At 40.7% G+C, this 12450-nt stretch carries 10 protein-coding genes and 1 pseudogene; 4 read left to right on the top strand and 7 right to left on the bottom strand.

What is annotated here, in order from left to right; all coding sequences use genetic code 11:
- Positions 1-2: 2 nt before the first annotated feature.
- The 4 genes from cyoB to ppsA form a co-directional block, all read right to left on the bottom strand.
- Positions 3-1991: a cytochrome o ubiquinol oxidase subunit I gene (cyoB, locus tag VF675_RS04575; RefSeq protein ID WP_096900904.1), complete on the bottom strand. Its 1989-nt coding sequence runs from the start codon at positions 1989-1991 to the stop codon at positions 3-5.
- A 3-nt stretch (positions 1992-1994) separates the two neighbouring features.
- Positions 1995-3068, bottom strand: coding sequence for a ubiquinol oxidase subunit II (gene cyoA, locus VF675_RS04570; RefSeq protein ID WP_004973169.1), 1074 nt, complete (start codon positions 3066-3068; stop codon positions 1995-1997).
- Positions 3069-3370: 302 nt separating this feature from the next.
- Positions 3371-4168: an RDD family protein gene (locus tag VF675_RS04565; protein ID WP_004973172.1), complete on the bottom strand. Its 798-nt coding sequence runs from the start codon at positions 4166-4168 to the stop codon at positions 3371-3373.
- 74 nt (positions 4169-4242) lie between these two features.
- Positions 4243-6621 (bottom strand): phosphoenolpyruvate synthase, encoded by a 2379-nt coding sequence (gene ppsA / locus VF675_RS04560; RefSeq protein ID WP_004973175.1) that lies wholly within the window; start codon positions 6619-6621, stop codon positions 4243-4245.
- A 155-nt stretch (positions 6622-6776) separates the two neighbouring features.
- Here ppsA and ppsR point away from each other — a divergent pair, with 155 nt between their 5' ends.
- Complete coding sequence (ppsR, locus tag VF675_RS04555; RefSeq protein ID WP_004973178.1) at positions 6777-7613, top strand: posphoenolpyruvate synthetase regulatory kinase/phosphorylase PpsR; 837 nt, start codon at positions 6777-6779, stop codon at positions 7611-7613.
- A gap of 114 nt (positions 7614-7727) precedes the next feature.
- Here the strand turns inward: ppsR and VF675_RS04550 are convergent, their stop codons facing one another.
- The 3 genes from VF675_RS04550 to VF675_RS04540 form a co-directional block, all read right to left on the bottom strand.
- A complete protein-coding gene (locus tag VF675_RS04550) occupies positions 7728-8282 on the bottom strand; it encodes a flavoprotein (RefSeq protein WP_440204847.1) in 555 nt (184 codons plus the stop codon).
- 244 nt (positions 8283-8526) lie between these two features.
- Positions 8527-9531 carry an LLM class flavin-dependent oxidoreductase gene (locus VF675_RS04545; protein WP_004973182.1) on the bottom strand — a complete coding sequence of 335 codons (1005 nt, stop codon included), beginning with the start codon at positions 9529-9531 and terminating at the stop codon, positions 8527-8529.
- A 221-nt stretch (positions 9532-9752) separates the two neighbouring features.
- Positions 9753-10250, bottom strand: coding sequence for a hypothetical protein (locus tag VF675_RS04540; protein WP_004973185.1), 498 nt, complete (start codon positions 10248-10250; stop codon positions 9753-9755).
- 248 nt (positions 10251-10498) lie between these two features.
- Between VF675_RS04540 and VF675_RS04535 the strand changes: the two genes are divergently transcribed.
- The 3 genes and pseudogenes from VF675_RS04535 to VF675_RS04525 all read left to right on the top strand — a co-directional run.
- Complete coding sequence (locus VF675_RS04535; RefSeq protein WP_180005684.1) at positions 10499-11035, top strand: hypothetical protein; 537 nt, start codon at positions 10499-10501, stop codon at positions 11033-11035.
- A complete protein-coding gene (locus VF675_RS04530; RefSeq protein WP_180005683.1) occupies positions 11028-11249 on the top strand; it encodes a hypothetical protein in 222 nt (73 codons plus the stop codon). Before VF675_RS04535 ends, VF675_RS04530 begins: the two co-directional genes overlap by 8 nt.
- Positions 11250-11346: 97 nt before the next feature.
- Positions 11347-12450 (top strand): annotated as a pseudogene (locus VF675_RS04525) (IS256 family transposase); the annotation flags it as partial.

Here is a 12450-nt window from a genome sequence, read left to right as displayed (position 1 = left end):
TCTTAGTCCTTCTTCAAGTGTTTTTCAAGGATCGCATAGCGTTCGTTTTCAATACGCTCAACTTCAGCAGCAGGAACATAGTAGTCCACTTTCTTCGTGAAAGAACTCACGATGAAGCTGATGATTGCCGCAATGAACGTAACGATTGCTAGCCACCAAATATGCCAGATTAATGCGAAGCCCATAGTTGTAATAAACATTGCAATTATGAAGCCAGCTGCACGGTTAGTTGGCATATGGACATCTTCATACTTAGTTGGACGAGCGTATGCAACACCATTTTCTTTGTCAGTCCAGAAAGTATCAATACCATTGATCTTTGGAAGGTGAGCAAAGTTATAGAACGGTGCTGGAGAAGAAGTAGCCCACTCAAGCGTACGGCCATCCCATGGATCTCCAGTAAGGTCTAAGCGTTGGTTGCGTTGTAGGAAGCCAACCACAATCTGCATAACGAAGCAGAATAGACCAATAGCAATTAACACAGAACCGAAGAACGCAATTGCCAAGTATGGATCCCATTCTGGGTTGTCATATGTATTCAAACGACGAGTCATACCCATGAAACCAAGGATATAAAGTGGCATGAATGCAAAGTAGAAACCGAAGAACCAGAACCAGAATGCTGCTTTACCCCAAGTTTCATTGAGTCTCCAACCAAACATTTTTGGCCAGTAGTAAATGATACCTGCGAACATCGCGAATACTACACCACCAATAATTACGTTATGGAAGTGAGCAATTAGGAATAAAGAGTTGTGTACAAGGAAGTCCGCTGGTGGAACTGCCATTAATACACCTGTTAAACCACCGATACCAAAAGTCACAAGGAAGCCAAGTGTCCAAAGCATTGGGGTAGTGTAGGTAATACGACCCTTGTACATGGTGAATAACCAAGAGAAGATTTTCACACCAGTAGGAATCGCAATAATCATGGTCATGATACCGAAGAACGCGTTAACGTTGGCACCTGCACCCATGGTAAAGAAGTGGTGAACCCATACAACAAGTGATAACACACCAATTGCAACAGTTGCGTACACCATTGATTTGTAACCGAACAATGTTTTGCGAGCAAAAGTCGCAGTTACTTCTGAGTAAATACCAAATGCTGGTAATACTAAGATATAAACTTCTGGGTGACCCCATGTCCAAATCAAGTTTACATACAACATTGGGCTACCACCCATGTCGTTCGTAAAGAAGTGGAAACCGAAGTAACGGTCAAGCGTTAACATTGCAATTGTCGCAGTTAAAACTGGGAATGTTGCAATGATAAGTACCGCAGTAACTAATGTTGTCCAAGTGAAAACAGGCATGTCCATAAGTTTCATGCCAGGCGCACGCATTTTGATGATGGTAACGAAGAAGTTAACACCAGTAAGAAGCGTACCTAGACCAGAAACCTGAAGTGCCCAAATATAGTAGTCAACACCAACACCTGGAGAATATTCGATACCAGATAGAGGAGGATAAGCCATCCAACCTGTAGCAGCGAATTCACCTAATGCAAGTGAAACCATCATTAAACCTGCAGCACCAGCGAATAACCAGAAGCTTAAAGAGTTTAATAACGGGAAGGCTACGTCACGAGCACCAATCTGTAATGGTACAGAGATGTTCATTAAGCCAACAACAAGACCCATTGCCACGAAGAAGATCATGATCACACCGTGTGCGGTGAAAATCTGGTCATAGTGTTCTGGGTGTAAATAGCCTTCACCACCACCTTTCGCAAGGAACTGTTGAAGACGCATCATGATCGCATCTGCGAAGCCACGAAGTAACATGACTACAGATACAAAGATATACATGATACCAATTTTTTTATGGTCTACAGATGTGAACCATTCGTTCCACAAGTAGCCCCATTTTTTGAAGTAGGTAATACCAGCAATCGCTGCAAGACCACCTAAGATCATCGCTGCAACAGTTACCAATACGATTGGATCGTAAGGAATTGCATCTGGACCTAACTTACCTAATAAGCTCATGTCTTATTCCCCTTGAGAAGCAGTCGCATGTTCAACTGCTACATGAGTTTCAGAAGCAGGCGCTTCACCAGCCACTACAGGAGCTGAATGGTCAGCACCATGGTAGTTACTCATATAGTTATTGATCACTGATTCAAACAAGCCTTGCTCAACAGAAGAGTAATAAGTCACAGGATGTGGCTGAGTCTTATATGGACCTTCTTTTAAAGCCGTTGCAGCAAGTTTTTTCTCTAATTCAGTTTTGGCGTTACGAACCATTGCATCAATTTGTTTCTGTGAACGGTTACCGTCACGTAAAGAAGCAAATTCAGCTTGATCTAAAACTGTTTTTTGAACAGCTTGAGGATTGATAGTCGTACCTTGACCTGCTTTAACAGCTGTTACCCATTGCTCAAAATCAGCTTGAGTTACAGAGTGAGCTTTAAAGCGCATTTGCGAGAAACCATAACCTGAGTAGTTAGATGAGAAACCACGGAATTCGCCCGTGTTGTCTGCTAAAACGTTCAAGTGAGTTTGCATACCCGCCATTGCATAAATCTGACCAGATAATGCAGGGATAAAGAACGAGTTCATTGTGAAGTTAGATGTTAAACGTAAGCTTACAGGCGTTTGCTCTGGGAAGCGTAATTCGTTAACAGTAGCAATGTTCTGTTCTGGGTAGATGAAGATCCATTTAAATTGTTCAGCAATAACTTGAACAGTTAAAGGAGCTTTTTCGGATTCTAGCGGACGGTAAGGGTCGTACTTGTGGGAACCCCACCAAGTTAACCAAGCTAAAATACAAATAATAATAACAGGTATACCCCATACTACAATTTCAATTGCAGTAGAGTGTGACCATGTTGGTTGATAGTCTGCGTCTTTATTCGATGCGCGATATTTCCAACCGAACCACAATGCCATAATTGCAGATGGAATAACCACCAATAGCATTAGGTAAATCGCAGTCATCATCAGGTTACTTTGACCTGCTGCAACTGGACCTTTTGAGTTCAGAAGTACTAAATCACCGCCACACCCAGTTAAGAGTGCAGCCATCGTAGATAAAGACAATACAGCTAAAATCGTTTGTCTCATTTTACAACCTCGGTGAAGAGTCCCATTCCCTAATTTAATATGGGATAGCGATTAAAGTGTCGCATGATTAAAAAGACATCAAAAAAGATGAAAAAGTCTTCTTAATCATCGGACACCGCTACGTTGTAGGGCATTATGCCTGATATCGACAAACTAAGCTACACATAAAGCGGCTTTAAGTGGAGGGAATAAAAACCAATTTTTATACTCGGAATTATTTGTGTTAATTTTAATTTATTTATATTTATCAATATTATAAGAAAAAAGGGATGATCAATCATCCCTGAATAAATAAAATCAAATTATTGCTTTACGACTTTGGTTTTGGCGAGTTTATCGTGCAAAGCCTGTCGTTTTGCACCAAATGCAAAGCCATAATCTAAAATTGTGATGAAGGGCATAAACATCATATTCAAAATAATGAAAATGATAGAGCGAATAGTAAACACACGCATTAGGCTGACTTTTTCATCGGTTTCAGCATCGACAATCTTAATTTTAGTCAGACGTTTGCCAATACTTTGTCCAGTTTTAGCCAGCAGGAAGGCTTGTATGCCCAGCATAATCAATAAATAAATTGCCACCGCTTGCCAAGCTTGCATTGGAATGAGCTGAAAGAGTTCAGTTTGCAATTGCATGGCTTGATCAGACGTTGTCGCTGCCTGCATTTTTTGTTGTAAACCAGACAATTGTTCAAACTGGTCCGCATTTAAGAAAAAAGAGGGAAGTGCTGCTGCAGGCAACCATAACAACATGTCTATAATTTTGGCTAAAGCACGTTGGTTAATGCTCGCCAATTCATTTTTTGTTGCCTGTGTTCTTGAATTTGATGATGCTGAGCTTGGTCGTGATGTGTTTGTAGCCGTGTAATCTGTATTTTGAAAAGGTGAATGTTCAGGGGCAGGTGGTGTGCTGACGTAGCCTTGTGGTTCATATACAAGTTTACCTTGGGTGAGTTCACCTAAAGCTTTCCATTCGCTCATGCCTTGGTGCCAAGCCAAATCTGTCAGCAACACTTGTTGGCTGGCGAGCATTTGGTTGAGCTGCTCTAAGGTGTATGGCCCAGCTTGTTGATTATTTCGTGCCAAGTAAATTTGCATAAATATAAAATCTCAAAAAATGAATTTGAAAAAAAACCCACGCAGGTGCATGGGTTTTCTTTTAACACGTTTTACTACGCTTGTTGAGCTTTTTCTTCAGAAAGGAAGAACCAAGTGTCTAAAACTGAGTCTGGGTTTAAAGATACAGATTCAATACCTTGTTCCATTAACCAACGTGCAAGGTCAGGGTGATCTGAAGGGCCTTGACCACAGATACCGACATATTTACCTGCTTTACGGCATGCGTGAATTGCCATAGAAAGTAATGCTTTCACTGCAGGGTCACGTTCATCGAACAGGTGAGAAACAATGCCTGAGTCACGGTCTAAACCAAGTGTTAACTGAGTTAAGTCATTTGAGCCGATAGAGAAACCATCGAAGTGCTCAAGGAATTGTTCAGCCAACAATGCGTTGGTTGGTAATTCACACATCATGATCACTTTCAGACCATTTTCACCACGTTTTAAACCATTCAGCGCAAGCAATTCGATCACACGTTTTGCTTCAGCAACGGTACGTACAAATGGAATCATAATTTGTACGTTGGTTAAGCCCATTTCGTCACGTACTTTTTTCAAGGCACGACATTCAAGCTCGAAGCAGTCACGGAAATTGTCAGACACATAACGACTTGCACCACGGAAGCCCAACATTGGGTTTTCTTCTTCTGGCTCATATAACTTACCACCAATTAAGTTTGCGTATTCGTTTGATTTGAAGTCAGACATACGCACAATCACTGGTTTGTCAGCGAATGCAGCAGCAAGGGTAGAAATACCTTCAACCAATTTTTCTACATAGAATTCGATTGGCGATGAATAGCCCGCAGTACGCGCCATAACTGCTGCACGTGTTTCACGTGGTAAGCTGTCAATATTAAGCAATGCTTTAGGATGCACACCAATCATACGGTTGATGATGAATTCTAAACGTGCAAGACCAATCCCTTCGTTTGGAATTTGAGCAAAGTCAAATGCGCGGTCTGGGTTACCAACGTTCATCATGATTTTGAACGGAAGTTTAGGCATAGATTCGATTGAGTTCTTTTGAACTTCAAAATCTAAAGCACCTTCATAAATGAAACCTGTGTCGCCTTCGGCGCAAGAAACTGTAACTTCCTGACCATCAGTCAAAACTTCAGTTGCATTACCACAACCTACAATTGCAGGTACGCCTAATTCACGGGCAATAATTGCAGCGTGACAAGTACGACCACCGCGGTTAGTGACAATTGCAGCAGCACGTTTCATCACTGGTTCCCAGTCTGGATCAGTCATGTCTGAAACAAGAACGTCACCTTCCTGAACTTTGTCCATTTCTTTAATAGACGTTACAACGCGGACTCTACCAGAACCGATACGCTGACCAATTGAACGACCTTCACAAATGACCGTACCTTTTTGTTTCAATAGGTAGCGTTCCATAGTACCGACGTTTTCACGGCTTTTTACAGTTTCAGGACGTGCTTGAACGATGTAGATTTGACCGTCATCACCATCTTTTGCCCATTCAATATCCATAGGCGCTTGATAATGTTCTTCAATAATTAACGCTTGTTTCGCTAATTCTTGTAGTTCGTGATCATTTAAAGAGAACTGTTGGCGATCTTGTTTTTCAACATCGACCACAACTACAGATTTACCAGCCGCGCCTTCTTCACCATAAATCATTTTTTGGTGTTTAGAGCCAAGGTTACGACGTAAAACTGAGTGTTTGCCTGCTTTTAATAAAGGCTTAGAAATATAGAATTCATCTGGGTTAACTGCACCCTGAACCACCATTTCACCCAAACCATAAGAAGCAGTAATGAATACAGCATCACGGAAACCAGATTCTGTATCTAGGGTAAACATTACACCAGCAGCGCCAGTTTCTGAACGTACCATACGTTGTACGCCTGCGGACAAAGCAACGACATCGTGGTCAAAGTTTTGGTGTACACGGTAAGAAATCGCGCGGTCGTTGTACAAAGATGCAAAAACTTCTTTAATGGCAATTAATACGTTGTCAATGCCACGGATGTTTAGGAATGTTTCTTGCTGACCTGCGAAAGATGCGTCTGGTAGATCTTCTGCAGTTGCAGATGAACGAACGGCAACCGCGATGTTTGGGTTGCCGTTAGAGAGTGCTTCAAAAGCAACTCGGATTTCTTGTTCTAGTGATGCAGTAAGCGGAGTGTCGACAATCCATTGACGAATTTTTGCACCAGTTTCAGCAAGCGCATTCACGTCATCTACATTGAGTGTTTTTAGCTCTGCTTGAATTTTAGCGTTTAGGCCACTTTGCTCGAGAAATTCACGATAAGCAGCAGCTGTTGTTGCAAAGCCACCTGGTACCGATACACCAGCATTAGATAAGTGGCTGATCATTTCGCCCAAAGATGAGTTTTTCCCACCCACGAGCTCAACATCGTGTTTCCCTAATTTTTCCAGACCAATTACGCGCGCTTCCAAAGTTGTTACTCCACTTTTGCAGTATTAATCACTATCTTGTCATGAAATTATAATAAATCTACTTAGCAATTTGGTTTTACTAAGCGACAGTCATGTAAGATCGGTTTACTATAAAGATTATATAGCACTAAGACAAATGTTTAAGGAGAATTTTAATGTCAGATGGTAAACAAATTAAGCGGAGTGTTTTTTTTATTTCCGATGGAACTGCAATTACGGCTGAAACCCTTGGACATTCACTCTTAGCGCAATTTCCAAATGTGGACTTTGATATTCATATTCATCCTTATATTACGTCTGAAGAAGCGGCTATGAATGTGGTGGCAGAGATTAATGCCCGAGCACAAATTGATGGTCAATTACCTTTGGTGTTTGATACCTTGGTTGACCAATATGTGCGTGACATTATCAACACTGCCAAAGCAATTAATTTAGATGTATTTGAAGGCTTAATTAGTAAGCTTTCTGAAGAGTTAGGAACACCACCAACCACTTTGGTCGGGCAGACGCATGCCGTAACAGATTCTGAATCTTACAAGGCACGTATTGATGCGGTGCATTTTGCCTTAGATAACGATGATGGCGCACGTACACGCCATTACGACAAGGCCGATCTGATTCTGATTGGGGTGTCGCGTTCGGGTAAAACGCCAACTTCCATCTACCTTTCTTTACAGTTCGGGATTCGTGTGGCGAACTATCCATTGACTGAAGAAGACCTCGATGACAACCGTTTGCCAGCCGTATTAAAGCCGCATAAACATAAGTTATTTGGCTTGATGATTGATGCTGAACGCCTTGTGGCAATTCGTACTGAACGTAAAGCCAATAGCCGTTATGCAAGTTTTAATCAATGCCAAATGGAATTGCGTGCGATTGAAGGTATTTATATTTCAGAAGGGATTAAATATTTAAATGTTTCAGAAATGTCGATTGAAGAAATTTCAACACGTGTTTTACAAATGACAGGTTTAAAACGTCGTATTGGTTAATGAAACTATATGTATTAAAAGAGCCAAAATTTTATTTTGGCTCTTTTTTATTGGATTTAAATAGAATAAAAATCAAGCTACTATTTATTTAAATGATAATGCTTTTAGTGTGACTTAAAATGTAGTGATAATGGTATCAATTGGATGTTCTTGTCCATCAATACTATGCACGCTATGTGCACAGACTTTGACAATTGGCCAAGTAATCAAATGGCAATTTTCGCGTTGTAAAGCTGAATAATAATGATCAGATTTAAAATAGCGTTGATGTGTATCTGCAATGTTTGGTGTGAGTTGACGTTTAAGCCACGTGTCTTTGACTTGAGCATCTAAAAAGCGTAAAGCCAAAATATTTTTGACGCGGTTATTAAACAAACGTCGATTTTTAAACACCAAAGGATGGCTAATTAGGCGATGGATGCCACGTTCTGTACTTGGCAGGACAAAATGCGGTGCAATTTGAAAGACTTGAACAGATGTTGCTTGCTGACAAATTCTATCGAGTTGTGCCACGCTGTCCTGATTTGCACCAATAACTGCAACGCGTAAACCTGTGACGTCATGCTGTTTGATTTCAGTTGCAGGAATGCATTCGCCTTGGAATTCTTGAAAATCTGCCAAGCAGTTTTGAAAAGCGTGTCTATGTACGTCGTGTTTAGGACTGACCATGCTGAATCTCTTGATATATTCATTTTATAAATTAGAACATTTACTCTATTTTGTTGGGGCAGTACTGTTTGGTAAAGTCTTTTGTGCAGGCGAGCCAGTCATTCCTAAAGATTGAAAATTAATTCAACTGAGATTACTGAGATTTAAGCGAAAGAGAACAAGAAAACGGATTTAAGTTATTTATTTTAAATGTTTTTAATTGATGAAACCTTGTAGCTCAATAGAACTACAAGGTCGGAGCTAATTAAGTATCTAACTTCATTTGCATGAGCAAATCAAAGTTATGTAAGCGTTTTTCTGTGTCATAGATGTCACAGGTAAAAATAAACTCATCGACATCATACTTCGCCAATAAGTTTTCCAATCCTGCTTTGACAGTCGCCTTTGAGCCAATTTGCGCCATGGCATAAAAACTATCAACTGACATTTTTTCTGCAGGTGACCATAAGCCATCCATACTTTCGACTGGAGCTTTGAGTTTTAGGCTTTGTCCACGCATTAAACCTAAAACACGCTGATAGGCACTAGTCGCCAAAAATTCTGCTTCTTGGTCGGTATCTGCAACCACTGTTGGCACACCCATAGACACATAAGGCCGCTCTAAATATTCTGAAGGCTCAAAATTGTCACGATATAACTGAATGGCTTGAGCAAGCATACGCGGGGCGAAGTGTGAGGCAAATGAGTAGGGTAGTCCTAATTTTGCAGCAAGTTGTGCGCTAAATAAACTTGAACCAAGCAACCATACAGGAACGTGTGTCCCTTGTCCTGGCGTAGCAACAATACGTTGTTGTGGTTCAGCATCTTTAAAGTAATGCAAAATTTCTAAAACATCTTGCGGAAATTGATCTTCAGTTTCCTGTCGCCCACGACGCAGCGCACGCATGGTCACTTGATCTGTGCCTGGTGCGCGACCTAAACCGAGTTCAATACGGTTAGGATATAAAGTCGCTAAAGTTCCAAACTGTTCAGCGACCACTAACGGTGCGTGGTTGGGGAGCATAATACCGCCAGAACCGAGTTTAATTTTTTGCGTATTTGCTAATAAATAACCCAAAAGAACTGCGGTTGCTGAGCTGGCAATGCCATCCATATTATGATGTTCCGCCAACCACAAACGGTCATAGCCGAGTTGTTCTGCGTGTCGTGCTAATTCAAGTGCATGATGCAGTGAAAACTGTACTGATTGATCATCACGTACAGGTGCGAGTTCAAGAATGGCAAATTTTGTGTCTTGCAGGGAACGCATCATTTATTCCAGCTTGATTAAAGAGAGTTTTATCATACGATGCTGCACTGATTTTGTATATCGAAAATTTTCGATATATGGGCGAGTCATGAGATATTGCCATTTAACAACGCGCGACATTCATCCAAAAAGCACGCTTTATAAAAAAACATTTATCCAAGCAAGTAGTCAGCAAACAAAAAGCACCCGAAGGTGCTGATTGTTAGAAGTATCGTGAGAAATTAACGACGTTTACCATTTTTATAGTGACCTAAATGTAAGCCATTGTCTTTGCGGTAACGGTCATTATAACGGTAGTCATTGTAGCGATAGCCACGGCTATCATAGCGGCGGTCATAACGATCATCACGACGGTCTTCACTAACTTTTTGACCTAATACTGCACCACCTGCAGAGCCGAGTCCTGCACCGACATAGCCACCATTGTTGCCTGCCATATTGCGACCAACGCTATATCCACCTGCACCGCCCAAGGCAGCACCAATCATGGCACCGTTACGGTCACGTTTATTGGCAGAAGCTGCAGCACCGCCCGCACCACCAATGGCTGAACCAATCATCGCGCCTGTTTGTCCACCCATTTGTTGACCAATTGCTGCTCCGACAGCACCACCCAAGGCAGAACTTACGGCAACACGTGTATCGTTTGCATGCGCAGTACTCATAAGCAAGGCAGAACTTGCGATAACGCTACCCAATAAAATACGATTAAGTTTCATGCAGATGCTCCAAATATTGATTAATATGTTTTGTAATGAAGATATAGAAACAGATGGCAAAGATCGTGAAGAGCAATGAGGTAAATCTGCAAAGTTTGGTAAAGACTTTGTAATTGCACTGCTAAATTTCTTCATATTGATTATGGTCGTTTTTGAATTGATATATAAAAAACGGCTATACGGAATAACGTGTGGACAAGCTTGTATGAATCTTATGAAAAATATACGAGTAACAACGGGGGGTAATAATGTTTACGTCTATTTTATTAGGCTCTTTTTGCTTAATAGCTTTAAGTGCCTGCGGTGGAAAAAATGATTCTTCAGCACCACAAAATGAAAAAATAACGATAAAAGAGCAAGTCTTTCAGAAGTTAGAGGATGAAGGAAAATTACCAAAATTTGAAAAAACAGATTCAATTTTAGGGATTGATAAGGACCAAAATGGCATCCGTGATGATATTGACGCTCATATTGAACAAAAATATAAAGATGAACTTGAAAAAAAAGCGGTTCAACAATTTGCAAGGAATAGTCAGCAAAAAATGGCTGTTAATTTAGAGAATGAAGTTGAATTACAAGCATCATCTCATGAAGCTGATAGAGCAACGACTTGTGTTTATAAAACATTCAAAAGTAACCCGAATATAGACGCATCCGATGTAATTGATGAAATAGGAAATATGACTACAAATACCAAAAAACGCCTACAGGCTTATTACAAATATAGTGATGCTTTAGATGGTTTTGTGTTCACGATACCACAAAGAGATTACTGTGATGAATAAGAAAATTTATTTGAGTGCCATTTCTCTTTTAATGGTTGCATCTAGCATCACTAATGCTACAGACGATATAAATGATTTGTGCAACAAGTCTGATGTAACTATAGCCTATTTCAATGGTGTTCTTACGGATGAGAAAACAGCTCGTAAGAATCTTAATGAAATAGAAGAACGCTATAGTGACCAAATGGCTATACGGAATATTCTTAAAACTTAAATTCCACTACTTATTCCGCATAGCGAGACTGTAAATAAAACTGTGTAAACGCTTAAACTATCCCTCAACGCTGTTGGGGGCAACACAGGTGTTTACCATGAAAGATGAAGCAATGCTGGCATTGGCAAAAGAATTTGCCAAGAACTTAAAAACAGAAGCTGACCTGAATAATTTCAGTAAAGCTCTAAAGAAACTCACCGTTGAAACTGCACTCAATGCTGAACTGACTGAACATTTAGGCTATGAGAAGAATAGTCCTCGTATAGGCAAAAATACGCGTAATGGCTATACAACCAAACGGCTATTTACTGATGATGGTGAATTTGAACTAGACACGCCTAGAGATCGTGATGGCACTTTTGAGCCCCAGCTGATCAAGAAGATGAGAAGCAGCGCTTCGCAAGGCGTATCACACAAATGGATAGCCAAATCCTATCCCTATACGCCAAAGGCATGACGACACGAGATATTGTTGCCACATTCAAGGAAATGTACGATGCGGACGTCTCCCCAACGCTTATTTCCAAAGTGACGGATGCAGTTAAAGAACAAGTAATAGAATGGCAAAATCGACCATTGGATGCCCTTTATCCTATTGTCTATATGGATTGTATCGTCGTGAAAGTGCGTCAAGATAATACGATTATTAACAAAGCGGTGTATCTAGCATTAGGTGTCAATACAGACGGACAGAAAGACTTATTAGGTATGTGGATGTCAGAAAACGAAGGTTCTAAATTTTGGCTCTCAGTCCTTACAGAACTGAAAAATCGTGGTTTAAAGGATATTCTGATTGCCTGCGTAGATGGACTGAAGGGCTTTCCTGATGCAATCAATACAATTTACCCTGATACGCATATTCAGTTGTGTATCATCCACATGGTACGCAACAACCTTAAATATGTGAGTTGGAAAGACTACAAAGCTGTCACAGCCGATTTAAAAAAGATATATCAAGCTGTTACAGAAGACGCAGCCTTACAGGCTTTAGATGAATTTGGACAAAAATGGGATGAGAAGTATCCTCAAATCAGCAAGTCATGGCTTGCCAACTGGTCGAATCTCAACACGTTCTTCGCTTACTCTATGGATATTCGCAAAGCGATTTACACGACGAATGCGATTGAATCATTGAACAGCGTTATCCGCCATGCAACCAAGAAAAGAAAAATCTTCCCAACTGATGATTCCGTGAAAAAGG

The organism is Acinetobacter sp. Lyrl_1 (assembly GCF_051948795.1).
GTDB lineage: Bacteria > Pseudomonadota > Gammaproteobacteria > Pseudomonadales > Moraxellaceae > Acinetobacter > Acinetobacter towneri.
The sequence above is the reverse complement of the archived record's forward strand: the minus strand, read 5'-3'. Positions and strand labels throughout refer to the sequence as shown.

What these genes read in the sequence shown, in the direction of transcription:
- cyoB (WP_096900904.1), bottom strand. Translation starts at nt 1,991, where the DNA reads ATGAGCTTATTAGGTAAGTTAGGTCCAGATGCAATTCCTTACGATCCA.
- cyoA (WP_004973169.1), bottom strand. Translation starts at nt 3,068, where the DNA reads ATGAGACAAACGATTTTAGCTGTATTGTCTTTATCTACGATGGCTGCA.
- VF675_RS04565 (WP_004973172.1), bottom strand. Translation starts at nt 4,168, where the DNA reads ATGCAAATTTACTTGGCACGAAATAATCAACAAGCTGGGCCATACACC.
- ppsR (WP_004973178.1), top strand. Translation starts at nt 6,777, where the DNA reads ATGTCAGATGGTAAACAAATTAAGCGGAGTGTTTTTTTTATTTCCGAT.
- VF675_RS04550 (WP_440204847.1), bottom strand. Translation starts at nt 8,282, where the DNA reads ATGGTCAGTCCTAAACACGACGTACATAGACACGCTTTTCAAAACTGC.
- VF675_RS04545 (WP_004973182.1), bottom strand. Translation starts at nt 9,531, where the DNA reads ATGCGTTCCCTGCAAGACACAAAATTTGCCATTCTTGAACTCGCACCT.
- VF675_RS04540 (WP_004973185.1), bottom strand. Translation starts at nt 10,250, where the DNA reads ATGAAACTTAATCGTATTTTATTGGGTAGCGTTATCGCAAGTTCTGCC.
- VF675_RS04535 (WP_180005684.1), top strand. Translation starts at nt 10,499, where the DNA reads ATGTTTACGTCTATTTTATTAGGCTCTTTTTGCTTAATAGCTTTAAGT.
- VF675_RS04530 (WP_180005683.1), top strand. Translation starts at nt 11,028, where the DNA reads ATGAATAAGAAAATTTATTTGAGTGCCATTTCTCTTTTAATGGTTGCA.